Annotated in this window: 24 protein-coding genes; 11 read left to right on the plus strand and 13 right to left on the minus strand. The window is 60.6% G+C overall.

Features of this window, described 5'->3' with window-relative positions; translation table 11 throughout:
* Positions 1–16: 16 nt before the first annotated feature.
* The 4 genes from fmt to B9A12_RS06985 all read right to left on the minus strand — a co-directional run bounded on the left by fmt (position 17) and on the right by B9A12_RS06985 (position 5,451).
* Entirely contained in the window at positions 17–997 is a 981-nt protein-coding gene (fmt, locus tag B9A12_RS06970; protein ID WP_084057174.1) for a methionyl-tRNA formyltransferase, read from the minus strand.
* Complete coding sequence (gene def / locus B9A12_RS06975; RefSeq protein ID WP_084057175.1) at positions 961–1,476, minus strand: peptide deformylase; 516 nt, start codon at positions 1,474–1,476, stop codon at positions 961–963. The genes fmt and def overlap by 37 nt, the downstream gene beginning before the upstream one ends.
* A 115-nt stretch (positions 1,477–1,591) precedes the next feature.
* Positions 1,592–4,063 (minus strand): replication restart helicase PriA, encoded by a 2,472-nt coding sequence (priA, locus tag B9A12_RS06980; RefSeq protein WP_084057176.1) that lies wholly within the window; start codon positions 4,061–4,063, stop codon positions 1,592–1,594.
* On the minus strand, positions 4,060–5,451 hold the full coding sequence (locus B9A12_RS06985) for a peptidoglycan DD-metalloendopeptidase family protein (protein WP_170920415.1): 1,392 nt from the start codon (positions 5,449–5,451) through the stop codon (positions 4,060–4,062). Before B9A12_RS06985 ends, priA begins: the two co-directional genes overlap by 4 nt.
* Before the next feature lie 381 nt (positions 5,452–5,832).
* On the opposite strand from B9A12_RS06985, the gene B9A12_RS06990 reads away from it, so the two are divergent.
* The 6 genes from B9A12_RS06990 to B9A12_RS07015 all read left to right on the plus strand — a co-directional run bounded on the left by B9A12_RS06990 (position 5,833) and on the right by B9A12_RS07015 (position 11,248).
* Positions 5,833–6,126, plus strand: coding sequence for an HU family DNA-binding protein (locus B9A12_RS06990; protein WP_281247906.1), 294 nt, complete (start codon positions 5,833–5,835; stop codon positions 6,124–6,126).
* Positions 6,127–6,282: 156 nt separating this feature from the next.
* On the plus strand, positions 6,283–6,936 hold the full coding sequence (locus tag B9A12_RS06995; RefSeq protein WP_170920416.1) for a nucleoside phosphorylase: 654 nt from the start codon (positions 6,283–6,285) through the stop codon (positions 6,934–6,936).
* Positions 6,937–7,191: 255 nt separating this feature from the next.
* Positions 7,192–8,253: a DUF1786 domain-containing protein gene (locus B9A12_RS07000; RefSeq protein ID WP_084057179.1), complete on the plus strand. Its 1,062-nt coding sequence runs from the start codon at positions 7,192–7,194 to the stop codon at positions 8,251–8,253.
* A 236-nt stretch (positions 8,254–8,489) separates the two neighbouring features.
* Entirely contained in the window at positions 8,490–10,535 is a 2,046-nt protein-coding gene (gene ligA, locus B9A12_RS07005; RefSeq protein WP_084057283.1) for an NAD-dependent DNA ligase LigA, read from the plus strand.
* Between the two features lie 91 nt (positions 10,536–10,626).
* Positions 10,627–10,911, plus strand: coding sequence for an acylphosphatase (locus B9A12_RS07010; RefSeq protein ID WP_084057180.1), 285 nt, complete (start codon positions 10,627–10,629; stop codon positions 10,909–10,911).
* Positions 10,912–10,915: 4 nt separating this feature from the next.
* Positions 10,916–11,248 (plus strand): hypothetical protein, encoded by a 333-nt coding sequence (locus tag B9A12_RS07015; protein WP_084057181.1) that lies wholly within the window; start codon positions 10,916–10,918, stop codon positions 11,246–11,248.
* Positions 11,249–11,505: 257 nt separating this feature from the next.
* Here B9A12_RS07015 and B9A12_RS17300 read toward each other — a convergent pair whose 3' ends face one another.
* Positions 11,506–11,646 (minus strand): hypothetical protein, encoded by a 141-nt coding sequence (locus tag B9A12_RS17300; RefSeq protein ID WP_212636856.1) that lies wholly within the window; start codon positions 11,644–11,646, stop codon positions 11,506–11,508.
* 408 nt (positions 11,647–12,054) lie between these two features.
* On the opposite strand from B9A12_RS17300, the gene B9A12_RS07020 reads away from it, so the two are divergent.
* The gene (locus B9A12_RS07020; RefSeq protein WP_084057182.1) at positions 12,055–12,270 is read left to right on the plus strand and encodes a hypothetical protein; all 216 of its coding nucleotides are present in this window, start codon (positions 12,055–12,057) and stop codon (positions 12,268–12,270) included.
* A gap of 178 nt (positions 12,271–12,448) precedes the next feature.
* Here the strand turns inward: B9A12_RS07020 and B9A12_RS17945 are convergent, their stop codons facing one another.
* The 3 genes from B9A12_RS17945 to B9A12_RS07035 all read right to left on the minus strand — a co-directional run bounded on the left by B9A12_RS17945 (position 12,449) and on the right by B9A12_RS07035 (position 15,189).
* A complete protein-coding gene (locus B9A12_RS17945; RefSeq protein WP_139796540.1) occupies positions 12,449–12,820 on the minus strand; it encodes a transposase in 372 nt (123 codons plus the stop codon).
* A 93-nt stretch (positions 12,821–12,913) separates the two neighbouring features.
* Complete coding sequence (tilS, locus tag B9A12_RS07030; RefSeq protein WP_084057183.1) at positions 12,914–14,371, minus strand: tRNA lysidine(34) synthetase TilS; 1,458 nt, start codon at positions 14,369–14,371, stop codon at positions 12,914–12,916.
* Positions 14,371–15,189 carry a hypothetical protein gene (locus tag B9A12_RS07035; protein WP_084057184.1) on the minus strand — a complete coding sequence of 273 codons (819 nt, stop codon included), beginning with the start codon at positions 15,187–15,189 and terminating at the stop codon, positions 14,371–14,373. The genes tilS and B9A12_RS07035 overlap by 1 nt, the downstream gene beginning before the upstream one ends.
* A gap of 403 nt (positions 15,190–15,592) precedes the next feature.
* Between B9A12_RS07035 and B9A12_RS07040 the strand changes: the two genes are divergently transcribed.
* The 4 genes from B9A12_RS07040 to B9A12_RS07055 are packed head-to-tail and all read left to right on the plus strand — an operon-like array spanning position 15,593 to position 19,663.
* The gene (locus B9A12_RS07040) at positions 15,593–16,492 is read left to right on the plus strand and encodes a phosphoribosylaminoimidazolesuccinocarboxamide synthase (RefSeq protein ID WP_084057185.1); all 900 of its coding nucleotides are present in this window, start codon (positions 15,593–15,595) and stop codon (positions 16,490–16,492) included.
* Between the two features lie 29 nt (positions 16,493–16,521).
* Positions 16,522–17,496, plus strand: a complete 975-nt coding sequence (locus B9A12_RS07045; protein ID WP_084057186.1) for a ParB/Srx family N-terminal domain-containing protein — start codon at positions 16,522–16,524, stop codon at positions 17,494–17,496.
* A gap of 23 nt (positions 17,497–17,519) precedes the next feature.
* Positions 17,520–18,617 (plus strand): SPL family radical SAM protein, encoded by a 1,098-nt coding sequence (locus tag B9A12_RS07050; RefSeq protein WP_084057187.1) that lies wholly within the window; start codon positions 17,520–17,522, stop codon positions 18,615–18,617.
* 47 nt (positions 18,618–18,664) lie between these two features.
* Positions 18,665–19,663, plus strand: a complete 999-nt coding sequence (locus tag B9A12_RS07055; protein ID WP_084057188.1) for a thioredoxin family protein — start codon at positions 18,665–18,667, stop codon at positions 19,661–19,663.
* Positions 19,664–19,865: 202 nt separating this feature from the next.
* Here the strand turns inward: B9A12_RS07055 and B9A12_RS07060 are convergent, their stop codons facing one another.
* The 5 genes from B9A12_RS07060 to B9A12_RS07080 form a co-directional block, all read right to left on the minus strand.
* Positions 19,866–20,066 carry a (Fe-S)-binding protein gene (locus B9A12_RS07060; RefSeq protein WP_170920417.1) on the minus strand — a complete coding sequence of 67 codons (201 nt, stop codon included), beginning with the start codon at positions 20,064–20,066 and terminating at the stop codon, positions 19,866–19,868.
* A 459-nt stretch (positions 20,067–20,525) separates the two neighbouring features.
* Complete coding sequence (locus tag B9A12_RS07065; protein WP_084057190.1) at positions 20,526–21,947, minus strand: sigma-54-dependent transcriptional regulator; 1,422 nt, start codon at positions 21,945–21,947, stop codon at positions 20,526–20,528.
* A gap of 352 nt (positions 21,948–22,299) precedes the next feature.
* The gene (locus tag B9A12_RS07070; RefSeq protein WP_084057191.1) at positions 22,300–23,826 is read right to left on the minus strand and encodes a two-component system sensor histidine kinase NtrB; all 1,527 of its coding nucleotides are present in this window, start codon (positions 23,824–23,826) and stop codon (positions 22,300–22,302) included.
* Complete coding sequence (locus B9A12_RS07075) at positions 23,826–24,281, minus strand: hypothetical protein (protein ID WP_139796535.1); 456 nt, start codon at positions 24,279–24,281, stop codon at positions 23,826–23,828. The genes B9A12_RS07070 and B9A12_RS07075 overlap by 1 nt, the downstream gene beginning before the upstream one ends.
* A gap of 737 nt (positions 24,282–25,018) precedes the next feature.
* Positions 25,019–26,011 carry a sigma 54-interacting transcriptional regulator gene (locus B9A12_RS07080; protein ID WP_170920418.1) on the minus strand — a complete coding sequence of 331 codons (993 nt, stop codon included), beginning with the start codon at positions 26,009–26,011 and terminating at the stop codon, positions 25,019–25,021.
* Between the last annotated feature and the right edge of the window lie 690 nt (positions 26,012–26,701).

The following is a 26,701-nucleotide window of genomic DNA, read 5'->3' on the forward strand; positions in this document are numbered from 1 at the left end:
GGAAACCCCCTGTGATTTACTGGAGAAGATCCCCGGCGGGAAGGGCATGACCGCGCAGGAATTCCTGGGCATCCAGAGCTCTCTTCCCTTCCCCTTGCAAGCGACCGATGAGGACCGCCTTGCCGTCTCCCGCCGCCACCAGCAAACCGTCCTCGCACTCTCCCAGAACCTCGCCGGGGCGCCCCGAAACATTCAGTTGGGACGGGCGGGCCCGGAAGAGCTTGAGGCGCTTTCCCCGGTGGGTTGTGTAGGCACCCGGCCAGGGGTCCAGGGCGCGAATCTGGTTGGCCACCTGTTGAGCAGGGCGGCCCCAGTCGACCCGGATCTCTCCCTTCTGGATGGGAGGCGCCGGGCAGGCCAGATGGTCGTCTTGGGCCATGGGGCGGCACCGTCCGGCATTCCACTGGGCCAACGTGCGGCACATGAGCTCGGCTCCCAGCGCCGCCAGACGGTCATGAAGCGTTCCGGCCGTATCTTCCGGCTGGATGGGCACCCGCTGCACAGCCAGCACCGGGCCCGTGTCCATGCCTTCGTCCATGAGCATGATCGAAACGCCCGTTTCTTCTTCCCCGTTCATAAGAGCCCGCTGGATGGGCGCTGCACCACGGTATTTGGGCAAAAGAGAGGGATGCACATTGAGGGCCCCCAGCGGAAAGCCTTCCAGCAGGGCCTTGGGAAGGAGCTGCCCGTAGGCCACCAGCACCAGGCATTGGGCATCCAACGACAGAAGGCGCTCCACCGCTTCCGGATGCCGGATCCTTTCCGGCTGGTAGACCGAAAGCCCCAGCCGCTGGGCGGCGATCTTCACAGGCGAAGGCGCCGGCTTCCTGCCCCGCCCCTTGGGACGGTCCGGCTGGGTCACCACCAGGGCAATGTCCGCGCCCCGCTTGGCCAGCTCTTCCAGGGTGGGAACGGCAAAATCGGGAGTACCCAGAAACACCAGGCGGGGAAAGATTTCTGTCAGGCTGTTTGGGCCTCTTTGATCCGCTTTTTCCATTTCCGCTTGAAGATGTCCCGCTTGATAGGATTGAGATAATCAATGAAGAGCCGCCCCTCCAGGTGATCGATTTCGTGCTGCAGCGCCACCGCCAGAAGGCCGTCGGCGCGGATCTCCACCGGGTTTTCATCGGCGTCGAGCCCTCGGACCACCACCGATTCGTGCCGTTTCACATTGGAAAAGAAGTCGGGAACGCTCAAGCACCCTTCTTCCCCAATGACCTGCCCGGAGGCTTCCACGATCTCCGGATTGACCAGAACGATGAGTCCGTGGTCATCCTCTTCCCGCTGCAGATCCACCAGGATGAGCCGAAGGGGACGCCCCACCTGGTTGGCCGCCAGCCCGATGCCCGGTGCGTCGTACATGGTTTCGGCCATATCGTCGATGAGCTTTCGGATACCGGCATCCACCCTCTCAATGGGCTGCGCCTTTTGCCGCAGGACCGGGTCCGGGTACACGCATATATTGAGAATCGCCATCACAGTCCTCTCTTTCCTTAGATGGTCGCACGAAACCTCCGATGTCCCGCCGACTCACTGACTCTAAACATGTCGGTACGGAATTTCAAGGCGAACCCGGGGGACTCCGCCACCCTCACAAACTGGACAGGGGATCCCGATCCACCACCACGTGGACCGTGCGGGGCAGCTTGCTCGCTTTGAGCCGATCCATCAACGATTCCAAAAACGGCTGCAAATGCGCATGGCTCCATGCTTTGATGTACAGGTTCCACCGGAAACGCCCCTTGAGTTTTTGGATCGGAGCGGGGGCAGGGCCCATGAGTGCGATGGGACGGCGGTTCTTTTCGAAGGCGGCTTTGAGCTGCTCCGCCTCCTGGGCGCATTGGCGCGCCGCCCGTCCCGCGGCCTCCGATTCGGGGGCGGTCACCAGCAGGCGAGCCATCCGGGTAAAGGGCGGGTATTGGAGCTCCTGGCGGGACGCCAGTTCCGCTTCGCAAAACTGCAGATAGTCCATGTGCACAGCCGCCTGGATGGCGTGATGGCGAGGGTTGTAGGTTTGGACCAGCACGCGCCCCGGGGCGTCGCCGCGGCCGGCACGACCCGCCACTTGCAAGAGCAGCTGCACCGTGGTCTCCCCCGAACGGAAATCGGCCACCTGGAGGGCCGTGTCGGCATTGATCACGCCCACCAGCGTCACGTCGGGAAAGTCGTGGCCTTTGGCCACCATCTGGGTGCCGATGAGCACCCGGGCCTTGCCGGAACGAAACACGTTCAGGGACTGGACCAGCTGTCCCGGGCGGCTCACCGCATCGCGATCGATACGAACCGTTTCCACATCAGGAAAGGCTTTCTTGCATTCCTCTTCCACACGCTCGGTGCCGAACCCGAAGGGAATGAGCGCATGTTTCTGGCACACGGGGCAGGCCCCCGGCACCTGGGCTTCCCAGCCACAATAGTGGCATTGAAGACGATCGCTGCTTTGATGATAGGTGACGCTCACAGCACAATGGGGACATTGAAGCACGTAGCCGCACGTGCGGCACAAAAAGAAGGTGGCAAAGCCCCGGCGGTTGAGAAAAAGAATCGCCTGCCGGCCCTGTTCCAGGGTTTCACCCAGCGCCTTTTGCAGCTCGGGCGACAGGATGCGAAACGGTCCCCGGTGCCGGCGCATGTCCACGACGGCAACCTGCGGCAAAGGCCGATCTTCCACGCGTTTTTGAAGCCGAAGGAGCTCGTAACGACCCTGCCGCCAATGGTGAATGGACTGGAGGGAGGGGGTGGCTGAACCGAGAAGAACCGGGATGTCCAGCAGGCGGGCCCGCATGAGCGCAGCATCCCGGGCATGGTAGCGAAGCCGGTCGTCCTGTTTGTAGGAGCCGTCGTGCTCCTCGTCCACCACGATGAGCCCCAGATTGGGAAGCGGGCTGAAGACCGCCGAGCGGACACCCAGGACCACCGGGCTTTCGCCCCCCACGATCTTCTTCCATTGATCGTCCCGCACCCCGGGCGACAAGCCGCTGTGCCAGACGGCCAGCCGACGGCCGAAACGGGAGCGAAAGAGCGCCTCCAGCTGGGTGCTCAAGGCGATCTCCGGCACCAGCACCAACGCCGTCCTGCCGGCGGCCAACACCCGTTCGATCAGGGCCAGATAGACTTCCGTCTTGCCGCTACCCGTCACGCCGAAAAGAACGAAGGGGTGGAAGGCACCGGCCGTCAAGGTTTGGCCTACCCGGGTCACCACCTGGTCTTGGTCCGGCGTCAGGGCCATGGGAGCGGTGGGGGCCATGGCCTGGGCGAAGGGCGATTCCTGGACCACCTCCCGATCCTCCACCCGCAGAAAGCCTTCGTCTTGGAGCTTCTTGACCCAGTAGTGCACATGGGCCGCCCGGTTGCGCAGGTGGCCAAGGCTGCAGGTCCCGCCCGCTTCCAGGAGCACCTCCAGAAAGCTCCGCAGATATGGACTCCGGGCCACCCGCTCCGGCGGCGGTTCCTGCACCAGGTGGATCATGCGAACCACCCTTTGGGACGGCTGGGCGGCGGGCCACACATAATCCCTTTGGATCCAGCCTTTTTCTTCCAGTCTTTGGGCGTGCGCCTTCCAGCCCCTGGGCAGAGCCCGAAGCTCTTTGCGCGGGATGGCCCCGGAGAGCTTCAGGGCCTCCTCCAGGGCCCGGGCCCCCGCCGAGCGGGGCGCCGATCTCCCCGGAGCCCCCAACCCCTGAGCGCCTTCTTCAGTCAACCGGTAGCGCACGACGGGCTTTGCCAAAAGTCCCGTGGGAAGCGCCGTCTCCAGCACGGCAGGGAGGGGGTGCAGGTAGTAGGAAGCCATCCACCGGCACAGCTTCATAAGATCCGCGGGCAGCACCGGCCGCTGGTCCAGCACGACCGCCACATCCCTCAGGCCCTTTTCCAGGGCCGGATCGGGCAAGGTCCGGGCCACACCGACAACGATCCCCAGGGCCTCACGGCGCCCCAAGGGAACCAGGACACGAACGCCCGACTGAACCCTGGGCTTCAAGGCAGTGGGAATGCGGTAGTGGAGCGGTTCGGCCGGGCCGTTGGGAATGGCCACTTCGGCATAGGAGACGGCGGGATCGGACTTCATGGGCTGTCGGCGGATGGTGCCTCCACCCGGGCGACGGCGGTCTCTTGGAGCTTGGCCAGATGTCGCCGGCGGGTGGCTTGAAAATCGGCCAGCAGCTTCTTGGGAACCGATCTGGCATGGGGAAAAGTGGTTTTCAAAAAATTGATGGGCTTTCCGTTTTTGTAGAAGCGAAAATCCAGGTGTGGGCCCGTGGCCAGGCCACTCTGTCCCACATAGCCGATCACCTCCCCCTGTTTGACTCGGGAACCCACCTTGAGACCCTTGGCGAATCGGGAAAGATGTCCATAGGTCGTTTTGTAAGTGGCGTTGTGCTTGATCGCCACGAAACGGCCGAAGCCGCCCTTCCAGCCCCTGAAGATCACCTTCCCGTCGCCCAGGGCGCTCACCGGGGTGCCGGTCGGGGCGGCATAGTCGATGCCCAGGTGAGGGCGGTAGATCTTCAGGATGGGGTGAAACCGGCGGTAGGTGAAGGTGGAGCTGATCCGTCGGTAACTCAAAGGGGCCTTGAGGAACATCTTGCGAAGGGACCGTCCCTTCTCGTCGAAATAATCCCCATACCCGTCCGGAAGCTCATAGTAGTGGGCCTCGTAGGTTCGCCCCGAAACACGCATGGTGGCGGCCCGTATCGGTCCCGCTTTCACCCGACGCCCGTCTCGCACCGTCTGATCAAAATAGACGGCGAAGGTATCCCCCGTTCTCAGATCGGTATTGAAATCGATGTCGAAGGCGAAGATATCCGCCAGTTCCATGATCAGGGAAGCAGGCAGCCCGGCGCGGAGGCAGGATGTGTAGAGGTTATCGGTGACGGTTCCCGATACCGCCTGCTGCAGAACGAAAGCACCCTGCCCCTTATCCCGACATACCCATGTGTTTCCCACTTTGGCGAGCACCGATTGCTTGCCGTCCTTATCCGTGTATTCCACACGCACCGGCTCGCCGGTATTCTTGTCCGTATAGACAGCCAAGCGGTCTCCCGGACGGATCCGGTCAGGGCGGCAAAACCAGGGGCACGTCTCTTTCCACTCCAGCACGCAACCGGCCGGAAGACCCGCTTCCTGCAAGATCTTGTACAGGCTGTCGCCTTTCACGACCTGGTGCGTGCGCTTTTCCAACCGCGCCCAGTAGTTTTGTTCCAGCGAAAAGATATCGTCGTAAGCGGCAGGCGGGTTTTGCGTTGATCTCCCTTCCGGCGGGACGGATCCCGCAGGAGACGGCTGTCCCTGCACCCCCGAAGGCCCGTTGGAGGGGGGGGTGTGCACCTGGCGCATTCCCGCAAAGACCGCCACCGCAAGAAGGGCAGCCACGCCCAGGAGCTTGATCGCCCTGGGACCTCGGGGCTTGCGCCGGACCCATGGACTCGATTTCTTGGAAAAACGAATGCGCTTCATCTCGGGACCGGAGGCTACCATAGACCGCCACATAAGGTCAAAAAAAAGTAACCATCGCGCGTTGCAAGGAAGTATGAGATGCGCTTTGTTCTCTTCCCTTACAAAAGACAATAAAGCCCCCACGATGCGCACGTTTCTGTTATCACAGCATTTTTTGTTCATTGCGGACTTTTGAAGGAAAGCGCGAGCGATGCGACAGGCAGATTTTTCTTTATTTCATGCGGGTTTTGATCGATTAAAGGCTTGCAAAGCCTTGATCGGGCGGTATAATTTCTCTGCGTCTTGCGAGCTTATGTTCACGTGGCTTAATCTTCCGTTGCAGTCTGGACGCTCCCCCCCCAAGGCATTCATCAGAGGAGTTGGTTGGTTTTTCGGGGAACCATGAACCAAGAGGAGGAAAGAATGACGAAGGCAGATCTTGTGGCAAAAATGGCAGACGATGCGGGCATCACCAAGGCCGCCGCGGAAAAGGCGCTCAACAGCTTTGTTGACGCCGTGACCGAAACCCTGGCCCAGGGGGACAAGGTGACCCTGGTGGGTTTTGGAACCTTCAGCGTGGCGGAACGGGCCGCCCGGGAAGGCCGCAACCCGCGTACGGGCGAGGCGATCACCATCGCCGCCAGCAAGGTGATCAAGTTCAAGGCAGGCAGCAAGCTCAAAGAAGCTGTCCAATAAACTGTTCAATAAATCATCCCCTCCAAACCGGTTCGACGCTGGGCGATCGAACCGGTTTGGTGTGCATCGATCCCCGCCATGCCATTGGCAAGCTCCCGACCACTCATTGAGCCCCAACGATCCCGAAAGGATCCCACTCTCCCTGCCCATGCGGTGATGGCGTTCACACCCCAGGACCAGCAGGCTTGCCGATCTCTTTTGAGCCGGCGCTGGGAAAGGCCCCATCGGATCTTTTTGGCGGACGCGGTGGCGGGTGATTTTGAGGGCACGCCGGTGGCCGTCCTCGGTCCCATGCTGGGAGCGCCGCAGGCTGTCCTGGTGATGGAAAAAGCGATCGCCCTGGGAGTGCGCCGTGTGATCGCTTACGGTTGGTGCGGTTCGCTGCAGCCCGCCGTGGCGGTGGGTGATGTGGTTTTGCCCACGAAAGCTTTCTCCGAAGAAGGCACCTCCGCCCATTATCCCTTGCAAGGGCCCGCCCGCCCCTCCCCCGCCCTGCTCCATGCCTTGCGCCGGGCGCTGGCCCAATCCCAACTGACCCTTCATGAAGGAAGCGTCTGGAGCACGGACGCCCCGTACAGGGAGACGGAAGCAAAGGTTCTCGCCTACCAGGACCGGGGTGTTTTGGGGGTTGAGATGGAGATGGCGGCCCTGCTCACGGTGGCCGCGTTCCGAGGAATCGAATTCGCCGGCGTCTTGGTGGTATCCGACGACCTGTCCCATCTCAGGTGGCGTCATGGATTCAAGGATCCTGGATTTATCCGGACCCGAAAGCGCCTTCCCCAGCGGATTCTGCAAGCCCTGAGCAGCTAAAGGCCGGCCTGGAAGCGCCCAGATGGCTCCTCCATTCCCGGCCAGATCCCGGCGCACGAACCCCTGGGAACAAGAAAGACGTCATGAGGCACGTCAAGTGGCGGGTCACAAACAACGCTCCGTGTATTTTCAATCATCGAAAGGCAAGGTTTTATGGGCACGCGCCCATGGGCCACCATGGACAGCCACGAAATGTCGAATCGTCGGGATCAGGCGATGTTCGATCCATGTCGAGACCTTAAAGGATGGACTTCTATGCAGAAAACACGCGGTGTTTTGGCGGTGGACGTGGGAGGCGGCACCCAGGATGTGTTGTGCTGGTACGAAGGGCAACTGCTTGAAAACGCGCTCAAGATGATCCTGCCTTCCCCCACGGTGCGGGTGGCCCGCGAGCTGGAAAGGCTCCGGCAGGCAGGCAAGGACGTGGTCCTGGTGGGGCGGACCATGGGAGGCGGTCCGTCGGGCCGGGCGGTCCGCCGGCACCTGGAGGCGGGGCTCAAGGTTTATGCCCTTCCGGACCCGGCCCGCACCCTCCACGACGATCTGGCCAAAGTCCAGGCCATGGGCGTGGAGATTGTGGACACACCCCCACCCGGCGCCACCCCAGTAGTCCTTCAGGACCTGGAATCGGAGCGTCTGGGCAAGGCCCTGGAACTTTTCGACCTCAGGTTGCCGGAGCAGATCGCCGTGGCGGTCCAGGACCATGGCTTTTCCCCCCATGAGAGCAACCGCCTCTTCCGCTTTCGCTATTGGCGGGAATTTCTCACCTCGGGAGGAGATCTGAAACGACTGGCCACCACACCCCCGCCCGCCTACATGACCCGGATGAAGGCCGTCTGCCACACGGCCCCCGGCGCCCTGGTTTTGGATACGGGAACGGCGGCCATCCTGGGGGCACTCCTGGATCCTCGGGGTGCCCGGTGGAACGAAGACGGGCTCATGGTGGTCAACGTGGGAAACTTCCACACGGTGGCGGCCCTGGTACGCCACTATCAGGTCTTCGCCATCTATGAACACCACACGGGCCAACTCACAGCCGACAAGCTCACCCGTCACCTGGAAGCTCTGAAAAGGAAAGAATTGACGAACCAGGAGATCTTCGACGATAACGGGCATGGTTGCGCTTACGGGGACGCCGCTCTGGAGGGAGCGTTCCACAGGCTTCTGGTCACCGGTCCCCAGCGGCGTCGGTTTTTCGAAGATCCCAGCCTTTTTGCCGCCCCCTTCGGGGACATGATGCTTTCCGGTTCTTTCGGCCTCCTGCAGGCGGCGGCCTGGGCCGGCGGATTTTCCTTGGACCCGGAAGGCGTACGGTGATGTGCGACTGGGAATCCAAAGCGAGGAGCACGAGCGGCCGCCATGGGGGCCGCAGACCCCAGCCCCCAGAAGCCTGGCCGCGAACGCAGGAATGGGTTCCCTTTCATGCGGACCCGGGGCTCTGGACTCTCAAGGACAATGTGTTCCGCCGGCCAAGAAACGAGCCCACGTTGGTTCGCCGTTTCTGAATCATCAGGAGTGGGCGGACGGTGAAGAGAGAGAGTCAAGGCAAATCCATGACGACCACCCCATCCAAAGATTCCGTCCGAAGGCGTATCGAAGAGCTTCGCCGACAGATCCGTTACCACAACTATCGCTACTACGCCTTGGATGATCCTGAGATCAGTGACGCCCAATACGATGCGCTCTTTCGGGAATTGGTTCGCCTGGAGGAAGCCCATCCCGAGTTCGCCTCCCCCGATTCACCCACGCAGCGGGTGGGCTTCGCCCCCCTGGAACAATTCGAGCCGTTCATACATCCGGTTCCCATGCTGAGTCTGGAAAATGCCATGGACCGGGAAGAGATGGTGGAATTCGACCGGAGGGTGGCCAAGCTGCTGGGCCTGACGGAGCCCATCGTCTACACGGCCGAGCCCAAGATGGACGGTCTGGCGGTGGAGATCTTGTATGAAGAGGGGAAGCTGATACGGGCCGGTACCCGGGGCGACGGATACCGGGGAGAAGATGTGACGCCCAACGTGAAGACCATCCGCGCCGTTCCCTGGCGTCTCTTTTCCCCGCCCGACGGGCCTCCGATTCCGGAAAGGCTCACCGTACGCGGGGAAGTCTACATGGACCGCAAGGCCTTCCAAGCGCTCAACCGGGATCGGGAAGAAGCCGGAGAGCCCCCGTTTGCCAATCCCCGAAACGCCGCCGCCGGATCCCTGCGCCAGTTGGATTCATCCATCACGGCCAGCCGCCCGCTCAAGGCCTTCTTTTATGGCGTCGGCATATTGGAGGGCGCTTCCTTCCAAACCCAATGGGACCTGCTGCAGGGGTTGAGGCAGTGGGGCCTTCCGGTCAATCCTCTCTCGCAGCGCTGCCGGGGCATCGACCAGGTCCTGGCCTATTACGAACGCATCGAACGACAGCGCCCTGATCTGGCCTACGAAGTGGACGGCGTGGTGGTCAAGGTCGACCGGCTGGAATGGCAAAGGATCTTGGGCGAAAAGACCCGAAGCCCTCGGTGGGCCATTGCGTACAAATTTGCTCCCCATCAGGCCCGCACCCGCATCGTGGACATTCAGGTGCAGGTGGGACGCACGGGGGTTCTCACGCCCGTGGCCCACTTGGAACCGGTGTCCGTGGGAGGGGTCACCATCCGACGCGCCACCCTTCATAATCTGGACGAGATCCAGCGAAAGGACGTTCGGATCGGAGACGAGGTCATCGTTCAGAGGGCCGGGGACGTGATTCCCGAAGTGCTTCGGCCTGTCACGGAAAAGAGAACGGGCCAGGAACGCCCCTTCCACATGGTGAGCCAATGCCCCTCGTGCCACGGGCCGGTGGTGCGTTTGGAAGGCGAAGTGGTCCATCGGTGTCTCAACAAGAGCTGCCCGGCCCAGGTCAAGGCGGCCATCCGGCATTTTGCCGGCCGCGACGCCATGGACATCGATGGATTGGGCCAGAAGATCATTTCCATGCTGGTGGACGAAGGGCTGGTGAAAAATCCCGCCGACCTCTACCGCCTGACCGAAGAAGACCTTCTGAAACTGCCCGGTTTCGCCGAAAAGAGCGCGGCCAATTTGATCCGCGCCATCCAGGAAAGCAAGACCCCGGAGCTGGCCAACTTTATCAACGCCTTGGGGATTCAACTGGTGGGCGTCCATCTGGCCTCCGTCTTGGCAGGCCATTTCAAGACTTTCCAGGCCTTTCGGGAGGCCGGTCGTGAAGAGCTGACGGCCATCGACGGGGTGGGAGATAAAGTCGCCGACAGCATCGTTCGATATTTTGAAAATGAAGAAAACAACAAGATGGTGGAAGGGCTCCTGGCCGCCGGGGTCACCCCCCGCCCCGCGGAAGCAGAGCCGGTGGAAAGGGCATCCTCTTTCTGGCCTGACAAAACCGTCGTATTTACGGGCACCCTGGCGTCCATGAGCCGCAAGGAAGCCGCCGACAGGGTGAAGGCTTTGGGAGCCCGCGTGGCCTCCAGCGTGAGCGCCAAGACGGACGTGGTGGTGGCGGGCGAAAAGGCGGGATCCAAGCTGGAAAAGGCAAAAGCCCTGAACGTTCGGATCATGAACGAAGAGGACTTTCTTCGATCCTTACGGGAGGAAGCGTAACCCAAAGGCAGCCGGGTACACTCGACCGGAAGCAACGGGTTCACCATCCGCTTCCCATCTTGTGCCTTTTGACCTTCATGGGAGGAGACCCATGGCAAAAAAACGCGTTCATGTGTGGATTTCGGGAAGGGTTCAGGGAGTCTTCTTCCGCGCCTACACCAAGGACGCAGCGCTCCAGTTCGGCGTCAACGGCTGGGTACGTAACCTGCCGGACGGACGCGTGGAAGCCGTGTTCGAAGGGGATGAAGAGGCGGTGGACGGCGTGGTCCAGTGGTGCCACAAGGGAAGTCCGCTGAGCCGCGTGGACCACGTGGAAGTGGTGGAAGAGCCGTACCAGAACGAGTTCACCCACTTCGACATCCGCCATTGGAGGTGAGTTCATGGGCAGGTATTGGGAGGCTTTTGTTCAATTCCTCAAAGAATACAGCATGACCAAGGCCGGTGAGGCCCTTCGAAACGTGGACTGGGCCCAGGTGTTGCACCAGCCCGTTTTCTGGATAGCCGCAACCCTCTTTCTTGGTTGGGTCGTGTGGAAAAAGGCCTTCAAGAGCCTCCTGGTCGTCTGTTCCGCCGTGGGCTTCATCTTGTTGCTCCAGCACACCCTGCCCCCTGCAGGCCAGCCTCTGACCCTGGAAAAGCTCGTACCCTTCGCGGTGGGTTGTCTGGGCATCCTGGCCGTGAACGTCTATTTTCTCATCATCCGAAGCGGCTAGGAGCCTGTCTGAGAACGCCCAGATTCTTCCTGTGGGCCCGTGCGGTCGGCCTAACTTTGCGGGAGTCGGGGCGGGTTTTGAACCCGCCTCGACAAAGCTCAAAAAGCATCATGTAGCACAGTTGAATTGCATGTGTCAGAAAGACCCAAAAGGCCAAGAGTTCATTGTTGGACAGCCTCCCAGCCCAAGTTTGTCACTGTTTTGCGTAACTTGTTGTTATTCTTAGAATGTGGTTTTTCATTCTTCACTGCAAATTCTCAAGCGATGCTCAGGACCCTTTTCAAGGGGCTGCGGGGAAGTCCGAGGGCATTGTAAATTTCCACATGGATCGGCTCCGGCTCAGAAGTATTTCGGATGTGGATCCTTTGTCCCTTGTCGTTGATTTTGGTGGTGGTCACCCGTGTAGAGCCCCTGAATGGATGGATGCCTCCCTTGTTTTTGGATCGTAGCCTACGTGTGTCCATTATATTGGAAGGGCAACCCAGCAACACCTGCTCACCGGCCGGGTGCGGCTGGCAAAGCCGGAGATGGCGCCATGAAACACCTACCTGGTAGGCTGGGATCCTGCGCCTCGCTGCGGAAGGTATTGCCGAGCCGGAGCTCGGCGTTCCCAGTGATGTCGAGCCCTGGTTCGCCGCCCCTGGGGACACCGGGCTGGGAACACCGGGCTCCAGCCCGGTAAAGAGAATCACGCTTACAAAGGCTGGTACAGCCGGGGTTATCTGCTTCATTTGGATGCGCCGGCCTTGCTCCAATCCATCACCTTTCGCCTGGCCGATTCATTGCCACAGGAGAGATTACGGCAGTTGGGCCAAGAACTGGCAACCAAGCCCGAAAACGAGCGGGAGAAGTGGAAGCGTCAGCGCATCGAAGCGTGGCTGGATGCGGTGATCGCCTACATACACAACAACCCCGGGAAGGCAGGGTTGTTGTCAATTGTCGCCCGTAAAGGGGCCACCGTCTTTCGGTTCATCTTCAATTGCCGTGCGATCGCACGGTCGTTTTCCTCCGCTTGCCAATAGGCTGCTCCTCTCACGTGTAGGCGAGAGGAAACCATGCTCTATTCGGAGGAACCGCCCTGGCACCTCACTGGACCACTTCGGCCGACAACGACTGGACCACCTCGGGTGAAAATCCGTGGACCAGTCTGGCTGACATCTACTGGACCATTATCGGCCGAAAGATGCCAACCCCAGTAGGTCACATTGCCATCGAACGCCTAACTGCTCGTTGTTGGGCTCTATCATGGCACGCTTTTGCGCAACGCTCAGTCCAGCAATCCGGTCTTTTTTTTAACCAGTCCACCTCTACCTGCAGTTGACCAACCTGGCGGTACAGTCGGTCCCGTTCCTGCTCAATGCGCTCAGCTTCCCGGTCCTTACCCCTGCTGAATACCTTAGGAGCCGCTTCAAGCAATTGCTTCTTCCACAGATTGATCTGGTTCACATGAATACCAAATTCCTGGGCAAGCTCATTGGCCGTCCTTTGCCCTTTGATAGCTTCCAGGGCTACCCTTGCCTTGAACTCGTCTGAAAATCTCCTTCTTCCCTCTTTGGACCCCCTTTCTCGAATCGCTCATCCTCAATTTAGCATATGGTCCCGTTTTTGGGGGCCACTATACATCGCCCCATCACCCAGGGCCGCGAAAAGAGCACCCCGCCTTGCTCAAAGGGCCCTTGAAGCCATCCGTTCGCAGCGGATCGCGAGGACGTTTCTGGTCTCAGGCGTCACCCTCACCCGATCGTCCAGGCGATGGCCTGCGATCCAGCAGATCTTTTCCCGGTCGACCACAATGGGCACACGGGCCCTGTCGCTCTTGGGAACCTTGGCGTCCACAAAAAGATCGTGCACTTTTTTGCTCCCCCCCATACCCAGCGGGCGGAACCGGTCGCCGGGCCGGAAGGAGCGAACTTCAAGGGGCCACGCCACGGCTTCGGCATCCATGTGGACCGTCCAGGGCCCTCCTTGGCGGATGCGGTCTTCCCGAGCCGGGCCCTGCGGCGGAAAATTCTCCACGCGCATCACATGGATTCGCCACGGCCCCCACGTGTACTCCCCCGGCCCTTCCATCCGCAGGGTATCCCCGACCGGCGCTTCCCCACGAAAATGGGCTTCTCCGGGGGCGGTCACCACCACGCGGTCCCCTTCCACGGCCACCCGAACCCCTTTGGGGAGCACCAGCGCCCGACCCGACTGGGCCTTCGCTACCAAGCGGTGGACGTTTTCCACGTGTTCCATGGACAGGCCCCGGGCCAGCCCCACGGACTCCAGCGCTCGACGCAGCAGGCGACCGCGCACGGCAGGATGCTCTTCGACCAAACGCCGCCGGTCCAAGATCACCCGTCCTTCCTTTGCCTTCCGCACGCACCGGCTCCAAATGGACCCCAGCAGGCAGTCCCAAAAGTCGGCATCCCGCGCGGCCAATTGGGCATGGCGGCAGAGGACTCTTCGAACGTCCCCTTCAAATATGCGTTCCAATTCCGGCAGTACCTGAAGGCGCAACCGATTGCGCCGGCAGATGGGCTGACGGTTCGTGGCGTCTTCCCGATAGGGCTGCCCCTTGTCCTTCAGGTAGGCCAGCACGTCCCGGCGCGACGCCCAGAGAAGGGGCCGCACGATGCCCTCGTGCGTCTTGGATCGCATGGCGGCCATGCCCTCCGGTCCCGTGCCCCGCAGGAGACGGAGCAGGACCTCCTCGGCCTGGTCGTCCGCCGTGTGTCCCACCGCCAGTCGATGGGCTCCCAGCCGTTTCATCTCAACGAAGAGAAAGCGGCGGCGGCACTCCCGGGCAGCCATTTCCAGAGAAAGTCCCTGCCCCTCTGTCTTTCTGTACGCCTCCACGTCTTGTCGGCCGGAGACGAAAAAACACCCTGCGCGTCGGGCCATTTCGGCGACGAACCTTTTATCCGCATCGGCATCGGAACCCCGAAGTCCGTGATGGAAATGGGCCACCACCAGCCGTTCGTATTCCAGGGCCTGCCGGAGCGCCCGCAGGGTACAAAAAAGCGCCGTGGAATCAGGCCCTCCCGAAACGGCCACCAGTAACGTTTCGCCGGGAAGGCACAGGCCATGGCGCTGGATATGGTCAGCGGTCTCCTTTTCGAAGGGATGGATCCGGTCCATCAGGAATTGAGATCCGGCGACGGCGTCGGAGGCAGGCTTTCCCGGTTGGAAGCCGTCGGCGGGGGACTGGTCTGCGCTTCCAGGAGCGGCACAGCGTCTTTCCACTTCCTGCCGCGGACCAGGAGCTTCCCGTCCCGGTTGATCACCGTGTTGTCTTCCAGGATGACCAGCCCGTAGCGCTCCGCTACCTCGCTCTTGTACTGGTATTCCATGGAGCGCTTGCGCAGCTTGTAGTTTAGGACCAAATAGACCAGGGCGAACAGCGCCGCCAGCCCCAAAATCGCGCCCCCCGCCAGGAGAACGATCTGAACCGTCCGTTCACCCACGCGGCCCACAATATCCAGGACCACGTCCAGTTTGTAGACCAATCCGATCCCGGCCGCCAGAACCACCAGAAGCCCCAAATAGGGAAGCTTCTGGAGCCAGTCCACGGCCGCGGCCACCCGATGCGTTCCCGGTCGAGGCTCCCCGTCTCCGCTCTCGGTCCGCGTTTCCGCGCCATCGACTTTCTCCGGGGTATGCCCTCCCAAATAGAGATTGAAGCCCACGATGATGGTTCCGATGAGAAAGGTGACGGCCACGGGCGCCAGAAACGCCACCAGGAAATAGGCCTTCCAGGGAAAGGGAATCTCCACCGGTCCGAACCGATCATAGCCGCGCGTTCCCAGCTGGTAGATCCAGCAACCCGCAAAGATGGCCACTTCCAGCCATCCCAGAAAAATCAGATACTTGCGGAAAAGTTCCTTGCGTTCCAAATCATCGAAGAGCGCCGCCAAACTCCCCGATGCCTTCGTCGTGCTCTTTTCGTTCGTCTCCATAGGTGCCTTCACTCGAATCTGGCGGGCTTCCCGCAAGCCGCCGTCCCTCATCCGCGACGGAAACCAAGCTCTGAAGCAGAAACCGCCTCGGCCCAAGTCACCATGGCCGGCAAGCCGGCTTCCATGGAATGGACGAAGGCCTGAAGCTCAGAACCGCGCCGTGGCGCAAGGGCTCCGTTCCCATCGCCTGTCATTCATCGCCCGTCACGATGCTCCCGCTTCGTTGCCACGTCGCAGTGCCCGTTGCCGGAAAATCACTCCATCATGGGCACCTTATCAAAGGCTTGCGAACAGGGTCAACTTGGAATGGCCAAAGCCCTTGGGCAAAGGGCGGAACTTGTGTTAAGAGGGCGCTGACGGTCTCGTTGCCCTCGGAAAACCGACCTGAACAGGAGCCAAGGACATGAACGGTAACGCTGTTTTCCAGACCCAATTGGCCGGTCTGACCCTGCGTTCCCGGGGTAAAGTGCGTGATATCTATGACTTGGGAGATTCTCTTCTCATCGTGGCCACGGACCGGATCTCGGCCTTCGACGTGGTCATGCCCACCCCCATCCCTGACAAGGGAAAGATCCTCACCCAGGTGTCCGCCTTCTGGTTCGATTTCTTCAAGGAAATGGTCCCCAGCCATCTCCTGGCAACCGATGCGGACCGCTTTCCCGAGGTGTGCCGCCCGTACCGGGAGGAATTGTCCGGACGCACCATGTGGGTGCGCAAGGCGCATCCCCTTCCCGTGGAGTGCATCGTCCGCGGCTACTTGGTGGGATCCGGGTGGAAGGACTACCAGAAAACCGGAGCGGTGTGCGGCATTGGGCTTCCCCAAGGGCTTCAATTGGCGCAGCAGCTCCCGGAGCCCATCTTCACCCCGTCCACCAAGGCCGAAAAAGGAGCGCACGACGAGAACATTTCCTTCGACGAGATGGTGCGGCTCGTCGGGAAGGACCTGGCGGAACAGGTTCGGGATCTTTCGCTCTCCATCTATCAAAAGGGGGCCGCCCACGCCCGCGAGCGGGGTATCATCCTGGCCGACACCAAGTTGGAGTTCGGCCTTCTGGACGGGAAACTCATCCTGATCGATGAGGTCCTCACCCCCGATTCCAGCCGGTTCTGGCCCGCCGATCGATACCAGGTGGGCTCCAATCCGGAAAGTTTCGATAAGCAATATCTTCGGGACTACCTGGTGGCCTCGGGCTGGAAGGACGGCCAACCCGCGCCGGAACTTCCTCAAGAAGTGGTTGAAAACACTCGATCCCGCTACCTGGAGGCCTTGGAACGCCTCACGGGCAAAGGGTTGGAAGGTTAAGGGGTGGAAGGACCCGAGGAGTTGCGTGAATGGAGCTGGAACTGAAAAGGGTGCCACTGGAAGACGTGGATCTGGAAGATGCCACCTTCTCCCTTCCCGGCTTCAGGGACGACGCGGCGCTCTTCCAGTCCCTGAAAGCCGCGGGTCTGATCCAGCCGCTGGTGGCCTGGGAAAGAAGCCCCGGGCGGTTCACGCTGGTGGACGGCTTTCGAAGGATGGAGGGACTGCGCCAAGCCGGCATCGCCACGGCTCCCTTTCTGGTTCACCCCGCCGAGACCCCGCAAGAGCGGATCCTCAAAAGGCGCCTGGAAGACAAGATCTTCAGTGGGCCGCTCAACCTGGCCGAAAAGGTTCAAATCGCCGCACGCTACGCTCCCCTTGCATCCGAAGAGGAACTGCGGCGAAGGATCTTACCGGCCCTGGGCCTGTCGTCCAAAGAGGGGGCCGTATGGCGCTGGATCCAGGTGGGTGGCTGGCCGCCCCATCACCTGGAACTTCTGGGCCGGGAGGTGGTCTCAGAAAAGGCGGCTTTCCTGCTGGCTTCCTGGAAGGAACGGGAACGGCATGCCGCTTTGCAGCTCCTGGATGCCCTGCGCTGCAGCGCGTCCATCCAGGTGGAGATCCTGGAGCGGATCCAGGAGGTGGCCGTCCGCGATCAATGCCCGCTCCAGGAAGTGTTCCAGCGGGAAGAGCTTGCGGCCGTGGCGAGCTCCCACAAGCTGAACCGACGGGAAAAGACCGCCCATGTGCGGGATCTGGTCGCACGCTGGCGCTACCCCCGGCTTTATCGCAAGACTCAAACGATCCGGGAGAAGATCGAAGCGGCCCGACTGCCCCGCACGGTGGCCCTGAGCCCTCCGCCCCACCTGGAAGGCGACCGATGGGAGCTGCGACTGACCTTTACGAACCTTTTGGATCTGGACGCCCAGATCTCCTGGGCAAGGGATTTTGGCCGCTCTTCCCAGATGCAGGCCATCTGGAAAGCCTTCGAATCCGTGGACTAACCGTTCGCACACCGGCGACGCCCATGACAGGGAACAAGCTCAAAGCCCCCATCCGCACCGTCTTGGTGGAAAAGGCAGTCCGCCGAAGCCCGCTGGTACAAAGGCTCCGTAAGCGACTTCCCCACGCCCGGTTCCAGGAAGTGGAGACCGTCCCCGCGGCTTCCGCCCGGGTGGCGGGGCTTTTGGAAGTGGAGCACTTCAAGGGGCGCTTCTGGAGGAACTGCCCCGGAACCCGGGTCTACGACTGCTGCGGTTACCAGATCATCCATTTCGGCACCCAGTGCACCATCGACTGCACCTATTGCATCCTGCAGGCCTACTTCAACCAGCCCAATCTCCGGCTTTTCGGAAACACGGACGATCTCCTCCGGGAGGTGGAAGAAAGGCTGGACCAGGACCCCGATCGGCTCCATCGCGTGGGCACGGGGGAGTTCACCGACTCCCTGCTATTGGACCCGTGGACGGGCCTTTCCCAGGACTTGGTGCCTCTCTTCGCACGCCGTCCCAACGCGGTGTTGGAACTGAAGACCAAGACCGATCACGTGGACCAATTGCAAGACCTGCCCCACGGCGGACACACCCTCATCTCCTGGTCCCTCAACGCCCAAGAGGTGACCCGCCGGGAGGAATCCAGGGCCGCCTCCTTGCGAGCGCGGCTGGAAGCCGCCCAAAAATGCGCCCGGTGGGGTTACTATCTGGGATTTCACTTCGATCCCATGATCCACTATCCCGGATGGCGCCAAGGCTACCGCAAGACCTTGGACGCCCTCATGGACGCCGTCGATCCATCCCGGGTGGTCTGGATCAGCCTGGGGGCCTTTCGCTTCATGCCGGAGCTGAAGCCCATCATCGCTCACAACCACCCGCGCACGCGCATCACCACCGGGGAGTTCATCCGCGGGCTGGACGGAAAGCTCCGCTATTTTCGAGACATTCGCATACAGCTCTATTCCATGATGGTCGAAGCCCTGAAGGGCTGGGACCGCAACCTATGCGTGTACCTGTGCATGGAAGGGCCTTGGATCTGGCGCAAGGTCTTCGGGTTCGAGCCCGCCGACAAGGGCGGACTGCCCAAGATGCTCGATGACGCCGTGCGAACACGCATGGGCGTGATGCCATGAGAGAGAGGTGATCGGCAATGCGGGATGGGTCAAGGAGCAAAGCGGCCATGAGATGGGGTGAACGGGAAAAGGAGATCGTGCGGGCGTGGAGCGCCCATGTGACGGCATCCGTCCATCTGAGCGTGGAGAAGACGCTGGATGCACGCAGTGCGAAGCTGGAAGATTTCGCCCGGGAACTGGCCCGTCTGGTCCCCAAGGTGTCGGTGGAGGTTTTGGAGCGGGAATCGGACGACCTTCCCGCCCTCCTGCCAGGGGCCGGCTGGATCTTCCACGGAGTTCCGGACGCAGCGGAATTGAGGCCTTTTCTGGAAATCCTGGCTCTCAGTACCCAGCCGACACCGCCCCCCCTCGACAGGGACCTGCTCTCGATGGTGGCCTCCCTGGAAAGCCCCAGGGAATTGACCCTTTATGTCACCCCCCACTGCCCCCATTGCGCCCACACGCTCTTCGACCTGGCTCCCCTGCCCTTGGCATCCCCCCGGCTCCTGGTTCGAGTGATCGATGCCGATTCCTTCCCTGAGCAAGCGCGCTCGCTGGGAATCCGTGCCGTGCCCACGCTCCTTCTGGGCGAAACCTTCCGATGGACTGGGCAGGTCAGGATCCGAGAGGTGTTGGAGGTGGTCTGTCGGGAAGAAGGAGGGGCCCTCTCGGCAGCAGCCACCATCCGGCTTCTCAAAGAAGGCAAAGCCGAAGACGTGGCGCGGCTCATGGCCCGTTCCGATCGGGCGTGGCAGGATTTTCCCCGCATTCTCACCCATCCGGAATGGTCCGTACGTTTGGGCGCCCTGGTGGTGTTGGAGGAATTGGCGGAGGCGCGCCCGGACCTGGCCCGCTCCCACCTTTCGCCCCTATGGGATCGCATGGACGGGGCACATCTATCCGTCCAAGGAGACATCCTCTACGCCATCGGTCTGGCGGGAGACCGATCCTGGATCAGCGTCTTGGAAAGATGGCTGGAAGAAAACGACCCGGGCCCCGATCTTCTGGAGGTTGCCCGGGAAGCCTTGGAAAAACTGGACACCGACCCCCAGGTGGATTCCCCATAGACCGCGATCCGCCCTGGGCGTGGCGTCCATCCCCCCGCCCCCTTTGGAAAAGGGGGGAGACTTCGGGGTCCACCCCTTGGTCCTCACCCTGCGCGACCCACAGATCACGGGACACGAAAAAGTTGGGGCCTTCGAATGGTCCGAAGGCCCCCGGTGGGAGAATCCACTTTCGCTGTCGCTTTTTACACCCCAATAAGCACCGCTACGCCACGGCCCCCATCAGGAGGTTTTCCAAGGCCTCCCGTTGCGCTGCATACTCACTGGTAAACAAAGGGGGGCACGCTTTCAATTCGATGTCCTTCTTGGCCAGCCTGGCGGCAAAAGCCATGCAGGTGGGCTCTCCACATTCCTTGCAGTTGGTCTTGGGAAGATGTTTCAATATTTCGACCACGTTAAGCTTCATGCTGCCACCTCCTTTCCGTCCTGGCGTTACCGGAAACCCGGCGCCCCCTCTCGGCACCGATCTTCTCTTGGGGAGGTCTTCTGTCATGGAGCATGTGATCGAACAGGAACACCGTGAGGTCTGCTTGCGGGTCCGAAAGCACCTGAGATCGATCCGGACCTCACCTCCAATGAAATTTAACTATTGCCATCGAAGCAAGTCAACCCACCGAGTGCCGGCTAGCCGGTGACGGGCCGTCTCGGAACCCAAAAACCAGCCGGGGCCTCCGCAGCACACCCTTTAATGGGAAAGAAAAGCGTTTTGGCCTCCCGGAGGAGCGCGGCCTGGATGATCTCAAAACACACCACCTTTGAAAAATCCGTTTCACGCCCATCCAGCCCCGGCCACCACAGAACCGACAGTCCCTCGCACCTTGCACAGGCAGGATGCAACAGGGGGAAAGGCCCGGATTGCGGAGAATCAGCCAGTTTCCTGGTTTTTCTTCTTGTGGGATCGAAACTTGTCAGCCTTTATCTTGAAACGGCGCATCACCTGCTGGAGCGCCTGGCGCTCAAGACCGCACAGCTGGGCTGCACGCGTCACATTGCCTTCCGTCATGGCCAACAGTCTTTCGATGTAGGCGGTATTGAACCGTCGCAGCACCTCTTCTTTGGCTTCCCGATAGGGCAATTCATGAAGGTGCTGGTCATGGAGCAGGTCGTGGGAAGGAGAGGCATCTGAAAATCCCACGTGTTCGGGAAGAATCTCCTCTCCGGGGGCAAAGAGAATGCCGCGCATGATGGTGTTTTCCAGTTCCCGCACGTTGCCTTCCCAATCGTGGCGTAGAAAAAGGTCCATGAGCTGGGGCGAAACGCTCTTGGAGGGTCGGTTGAGTTGTCGCCCGTGAATTTGCAGGAAGTGGTCCACCAGCAGCGGGATATCCTCGCGACGCTCCCGAAGCGGGGGCATCTCAATGGGCACCACGTTCAGCCGGTAGTAGAGATCTTCGCGGAATTCGCCCGTGCGCATCTTTTCCAGAAGATTACGGTTGGTGGAGGCCACCACCCGCACGTCCACCCGGATGTCTTTGGTATCGCCCAAGGGCTTGATGGTCTTTTCCTGAAGAACCCGAAGCAGCTTGGTTTGAATACTGGGGGAGATGTCGCCGATCTCGTCCAGGAAAAGGGTTCCGCCGTGCGCTTCTTGAAAAAGCCCCATCTTGTTTTGAGTGGCGTGGGTGAACGCACCCTTGCGGTATCCGAACAGTTCGCTTTCCAGAATGTTTTCGGGAACGGTGGGGCAATTGACCGCCACAAACGGCCCGGTCTTTCGCCCGCTCAGGTTGTGGATCGCCCGAGCCACCAGATCCTTCCCCGTCCCCGACTCCCCTGTGATGAGCACCGTCAGGTCGGAATCGGCCACCATCTGCAGGGCGTCGAAAACCCGCTGCATGGCCGGACTTTTGCCCACGATGTTCTGAAAGGACTTTTCTCCTTTGAGCCGTCGCTGCAAATGCAGGTTTTCCCGGATGAGCCGGCTCCGCTCCAAAGCCTTTCCTATCGTAAAGGCCAGGGCGTCATGATCGAAGGGCTTGGTGAGGAAGTCGTAGGCCCCTTGGCGCATGGCCTGCACGGCCAGCTCAATGCATCCGTGGGCGGTCATCATGATCACGGTGAGCCACGGATGCTCCGCCCGAATCCGGTCCAGCACGTCGAGCCCGTCCATTCCGGGCATCTTCATGTCCAGAAGAACCAGGTCCACGGGCTCGGCCCGGAGCCGCTGCATGGCCTGTTCGCCGGAAGAGGCGGTCAGCACGTCACAGTCCAGGTCCCGCGGCAACGTCCTGGTCAAGAGCCGGAGCAGGTCCGGCTCATCGTCCACCACCAGGATGCGCTCCTTCATCTGCCTTTCTTGCTCATACATCATACCACCGTCGTCGAAGCCTCATGGGACGCTTCTGATTGCGCCCCGCACCCCTCAGCACCCCCCACCGGGCAAGCGCAAGTTTCAACCCACCAATCCCTCCCCCTCGATGGGGTAGGTTAGAAGGGGGTGATCCAATCAGCTCACCTTCATCTCCCCGCTCAACAAGGGCAAAAGACGGCCCCTTCCCACCATCCAACCCCCCTCCCCTAACCCCTCCCACCAGGGGGGGAACACTTAGGTACCCACCATTGACCCAGCAAGGGAGGGGAATTTTTAGGCGTCCATCATGCCCCGGCAGGAAAGGCCGCTCGCGTTCTTCATCGGCATCTCATGGCTTTTCGGTGTCCCTGTCTTCGGACTCCACGGGGAGCACCACTGTGAACGTGGAGCCTTCTCCCAGGCGGCTTTCCACCAGGATGTCGCCTCCATGGTTTTTGACGATTCCATAGCTCACCGAAAGCCCCAGTCCGGTCCCTTCCCCGGTGCTCTTGGTGGTGAAGAAGGGATCGAAGATGCGAGGCACGACCTTGGGGTCCATGCCGCACCCATTGTCGCTCACGATCACCCGGACTTGCCCCCGTTGGGAATCCCACCGTGTGACCACCCGAATCAAGCCGTCTTTGCCGATAGCCTGTTTGGCGTTCATGATGAGATTCATGAAGACCTGGCGCATTTTGTCCCGATCCAAGACCATGGTGGGAACGCTCCGATCGAAATCCTTTTCCAGGCGAATCTGATCCAGTTCCAGGTTGTGGCGCACCACACTCAGGACCTCCTCAATGGTCTCATGCAGACTGGCCCGCTCCTTTTTGGTGTGGGCCCGCCGGGAGAAGCTGAGCAGGTCCTCCACGATGGTCTTGCACGTGCGGGTGTGCCGTTCGATGGTCCTCAAGTCCTCTAAGCGTTCGGTACCTTCGGGCTCCTCGCGAATGAGCAGCTGGGTATAGCCCAGGATGATCCCCAGGGGATTGTTGATCTCATGGGCGATCCCTGCCGCCAATTGCCCGATGGACGCCAATTTGTCCGCCTGCAGGAGCTGCTGCTGCATGACTTTCCGCTGGGAGATGTCTTTCACCACGAAGTGAAAGATCTCCGTCTTGCGGGTCACCTCGCATTCGCTGGCCGCACTCAAAAGTACGTGCACCTCCCGGCCGTCGGCGGCCACCAGCCTCGTTTCCGCATCGCTCACATAGCATTCCCGAAGGATTCTTTCGCGGAGCCGGTCCCAGTCCCGGCGGTTGGCGAAAAAGCTTCCCAAGTCCGCCGGATCCGGTACCCGTTGTTTGACGCCGTGGGGGATGCCGAGCATTTCACATCCCGCTGGATTGATGTCCAGGATGGTTCCATCGGCGGCCACCACAGCGATCATGTCCCGCGACACCTCGAAGATCCGCCGGTACTTTCCTTCCGAACGGGCCAGTTCCTGGGTGCGCTCTTGCACCAAGTCTTCCAGGTGCCGGTTCAGAAAAAGGAGTTCTGCATGGGCCTTCTGGAGCGCTTCCTTGTCCCGAAGCACTTGCTGATAGACCCCCCAGATCCGCTCGAAAAAGAGGGTCACCGCCCCCACCACGCAAAAAGTGATGGTGTTGACGGAGCCGCTGTAGGGCCGCAGCACCGCCCAGATGTCCGAACGCCCCCCCAGAATCAGGAGCTCTTTGGCGATGTGGCCCACCCCGCGCGAAACGGCAAAGGCCGTGAGGGCGTGGGAAACCATGAGCAGATAGGTCCACACCACGTTTTCCCGGTCCTGGTTGCGCAGCTTAAGGGATAAGCCCACACACAGGATCGAAAAGACGATCATGAGGGCCGAGCCCACCAGATCCACCAATAAGACGGGCCAAAAGGGAAGTTGCATCAGCCGTTTTCACTCCTGGGAAATCGGTATCCGGTACGGATGAGTTCACGAAGGGAAAGGAAGAGAAAGACGATGGCCGGCACACACAACAGGTGGTCCATCTTTCCCAGATAGAAGGCCCAGGTAATCCATTCGCGCCCGGGAAAAGGCTGCAACGTGGCCTGCAAAGTCCCCTTGGAAAAGGTGAGAAACAGGTCTTCGCGGCCTTCCAGATGGTGGATAAACATGGTGTCCAGGTTCCAGGCGATGAAGGAAAGGGCCGCATATTGCAAATATCGCCATCCGCGATGGTGCGTGAGATGCCTTTCCCGCAGCCAATAGACCAGGATTCCCATGGAGACGAGGAAAAAGGCATGGGCCAGCTGATGGGCGTAGAGCCCTTCCGGTTCTGTGTGCACCTGGGTGGCCCAGACAACACGGGGCATCGCCACGATCAGGGCCAGCCCAACCCCCAACCCCTTAGCCCACCTGGACACAGGGGAAAATGCCCATTTTCTCTTCATCAACATAGTGCACTCCGCCATTATCAATGTATTTTTCGTGTTTTTAACAGGTTCCCACATCCCGCTCGTCCCTGGACCCGTCTCCGCGACGCAAAACGCCACCTTTTCGCCTCGTCCAAGCCCCGGAACGAATTGGCCGATCACAATCTAACCATCTGAAACTACAGCCTAAACAAATTCACACAACGATCCACACGTCCCTTGCCTTTACCTTAGGCGAACCCAAAGGTCAATGGTGGGAAACGTTGGCAATGGTGAGTTGGGCCAGTTTGTCCGAAGCAATGGAACCGGTTGGACCTGAAAAGGAGAGGGTCATAACCAGAGAAGTAAAGATCTGGACCGGTGGGATTCGTTCCAACCAGAAAAAGGCATGGCGCAGGGTTCAGCAATCCTAACGTATTCGGAATGCACAAGCAGGCTCCGACGGACAAGCTCACGAAATCGCCACATCCTCATGGAAGCAGCCGAATACGCGATGCCGATGGGCCATGCCCATCCGACATGGTTTAACGATTTACCTTGCAAAACGGGACAAGGGCCATCCCGCGCGAGTTTCATGGCTGTTCAATCGCTGCGGCAGACCTGTCGAAAGATGTTCATTTCCCATCCGTCCCCGTTGAAACCCTGTTCAAAACAGACACCACCAGGATGCGGGAGGGTTCCAAACATGTTCAAAACCCGTCGAAAACTCACTTTCCAACACGGCGGGCTTTGCCCGGCGGACGCCCTCGGCCTCGGGTGCACGTGATCCCGTAACGGTGCAACTTTTTGTGCAGGGTGGTTCGATGGATCCCCAGGATTTCCGCTGCCCGGGAGATGTTCCCACCCTGGCTGCGAAGGACGCGTTCAATGTGCCGCCGTTCCACCTCCTCCAGGGTCAAGTGGGTGGATGGAGGCGGAGGCGGCGCCTGGAGAAAGGCCAGGTCCGAGACGCCGATCCGGCGCCTCTTGGCCAGCACCACGGCCCGTTCCATGGCATTCTGCAGCTCGCGCACGTTGCCCGGCCACGCATAGGACTTGAGCAGTTCCATGGCCTCTCGACTGACGGCATCCACCTGTTTGTTGGTTTCGCGGCTGTAGCGTTTCAGAAAGTGGGTTGCCAGCAAGGGAATATCGTCCACACGCTCCCGCAGGGGCGGCACGTGGATGGAGATCACATTGAGGCGGTAGAACAGATCGGAACGGAAGCGGCCTTCGGCGATGGCCTTGCCCACATCCATCTTGGTGGATGCGATGATGCGGAGGCCCCACCAAGAGAAATCTTCCCATTCCGGTTTATGGGCACTCCTTTCGCCCAGGATCTGTAGCAGATTCAATTGCATTCGAGGCGACAGCTCTCCGACCTCATCCAGAAAGAGCGTGGAGCCGTCTCCCGACGCAAGGCTTCTTCCACGGGCCTGCACGGTGCTATGTATGGCTTCCTTTGCTTGTCCGAACAGCTCGACTTCCAGCAAATACTCCGGCATGGCACCGCATTTGATCACAACAAACGGAGCATCGGCGCGGAGGCTCGCTGCGTGGATCGCCCTGGCCACTACTTCCTTCCCGGTGCCCGCCTCCCCTGTGATGAATACAGGGGAAGCAGAAAGGGCCGCGTCTGAAATCACGCAGGAGATGCGCTCCATGGCCCTGGAACGACCTAACAGATTGACATCGCGCAATGGCACTGGATTTTTACTCATCATTTCTTCACCTACACGCCCATACTGCCCCATGCAGGCGGGACCGCCGCATGGCTTTGGACGCCCTCCACGTGGTATGTGAAGCTGCTGCAAATCGTCTTCGATTCCATATCACTGATCCCAAGGAGGCGGACTACCGGATGGATTTGAGGAATGTCTCATCTTGGATGATCACATTTTCGGAATGCCTTCGCACTAAGATTTGAAGCAAAACCGGGGCAATACTCTCAGTCGCACAGGCCGGTGCTGGAGCAAATCACAAAGAAACAGCTCGTCTCCAATGAGTTCGATCGCCTGAACCAGTTCGGAAAGGCCCCAAGATTCCGGTCGTCAGTGGTCGTGGAGAGCCCCTTCTTGTTACCCCCCACAACTCGAGCGGCGCACTCGGATCCTGGTCCTTCCCACCGATCACTTGAGCCGGCCCCTGCTAAAGCCCTCCTTCCTCCGCACGAGGCAGAAACCTTCGGCAAAGCGAGCCACGGCCTATGATGCCGATCTCAACACGTTCCACCGCCGGCATTGGATCTCCATGCCCGGAACCCTCCTTGTCTTATGACCGTGGATCCCTGATCCCTTGCGGCTCCCAAGTCGGTAGGCGAACGGCAAACACCGGCCCGACACAGGCCCGGTGCAACTCCAAACGTCACGTATCGCACGTCTCGCACCCGGTGAAAGATCAGATTCCTACCG

Origin of the sequence: Desulfacinum hydrothermale DSM 13146, assembly GCF_900176285.1 — a bacterium.
GTDB lineage: Bacteria > Desulfobacterota > Syntrophobacteria > Syntrophobacterales > DSM-9756 > Desulfacinum > Desulfacinum hydrothermale.

Bases quoted from the DNA above. Each gene is read 5' to 3' on its own strand.
- B9A12_RS07010 (WP_084057180.1), top strand. From the start codon at position 10,627: ATGGCAAAAAAACGCGTTCATGTGTGGATTTCGGGAAGGGTTCAGGGA.
- priA (WP_084057176.1), bottom strand. From the start codon at position 4,063: ATGAAGTCCGATCCCGCCGTCTCCTATGCCGAAGTGGCCATTCCCAAC.
- B9A12_RS07060 (WP_170920417.1), bottom strand. From the start codon at position 20,066: ATGAAGCTTAACGTGGTCGAAATATTGAAACATCTTCCCAAGACCAAC.
- B9A12_RS06995 (WP_170920416.1), top strand. From the start codon at position 6,283: ATGGCGTTCACACCCCAGGACCAGCAGGCTTGCCGATCTCTTTTGAGC.
- B9A12_RS07065 (WP_084057190.1), bottom strand. From the start codon at position 21,947: ATGAAGGAGCGCATCCTGGTGGTGGACGATGAGCCGGACCTGCTCCGG.
- ligA (WP_084057283.1), top strand. From the start codon at position 8,490: ATGACGACCACCCCATCCAAAGATTCCGTCCGAAGGCGTATCGAAGAG.
- B9A12_RS07050 (WP_084057187.1), top strand. From the start codon at position 17,520: ATGACAGGGAACAAGCTCAAAGCCCCCATCCGCACCGTCTTGGTGGAA.
- tilS (WP_084057183.1), bottom strand. From the start codon at position 14,371: ATGGACCGGATCCATCCCTTCGAAAAGGAGACCGCTGACCATATCCAG.
- B9A12_RS07000 (WP_084057179.1), top strand. From the start codon at position 7,192: ATGCAGAAAACACGCGGTGTTTTGGCGGTGGACGTGGGAGGCGGCACC.
- B9A12_RS07015 (WP_084057181.1), top strand. From the start codon at position 10,916: ATGGGCAGGTATTGGGAGGCTTTTGTTCAATTCCTCAAAGAATACAGC.
- B9A12_RS07045 (WP_084057186.1), top strand. From the start codon at position 16,522: ATGGAGCTGGAACTGAAAAGGGTGCCACTGGAAGACGTGGATCTGGAA.
- B9A12_RS07070 (WP_084057191.1), bottom strand. From the start codon at position 23,826: ATGCAACTTCCCTTTTGGCCCGTCTTATTGGTGGATCTGGTGGGCTCG.
- B9A12_RS07080 (WP_170920418.1), bottom strand. From the start codon at position 26,011: ATGAGTAAAAATCCAGTGCCATTGCGCGATGTCAATCTGTTAGGTCGT.
- B9A12_RS07040 (WP_084057185.1), top strand. From the start codon at position 15,593: ATGAACGGTAACGCTGTTTTCCAGACCCAATTGGCCGGTCTGACCCTG.
- B9A12_RS06990 (WP_281247906.1), top strand. From the start codon at position 5,833: ATGAACCAAGAGGAGGAAAGAATGACGAAGGCAGATCTTGTGGCAAAA.
- fmt (WP_084057174.1), bottom strand. From the start codon at position 997: ATGGAAAAAGCGGATCAAAGAGGCCCAAACAGCCTGACAGAAATCTTT.
- B9A12_RS06985 (WP_170920415.1), bottom strand. From the start codon at position 5,451: ATGAAGCGCATTCGTTTTTCCAAGAAATCGAGTCCATGGGTCCGGCGC.
- B9A12_RS07055 (WP_084057188.1), top strand. From the start codon at position 18,665: ATGAGATGGGGTGAACGGGAAAAGGAGATCGTGCGGGCGTGGAGCGCC.
- B9A12_RS07035 (WP_084057184.1), bottom strand. From the start codon at position 15,189: ATGGAGACGAACGAAAAGAGCACGACGAAGGCATCGGGGAGTTTGGCG.
- def (WP_084057175.1), bottom strand. From the start codon at position 1,476: ATGGCGATTCTCAATATATGCGTGTACCCGGACCCGGTCCTGCGGCAA.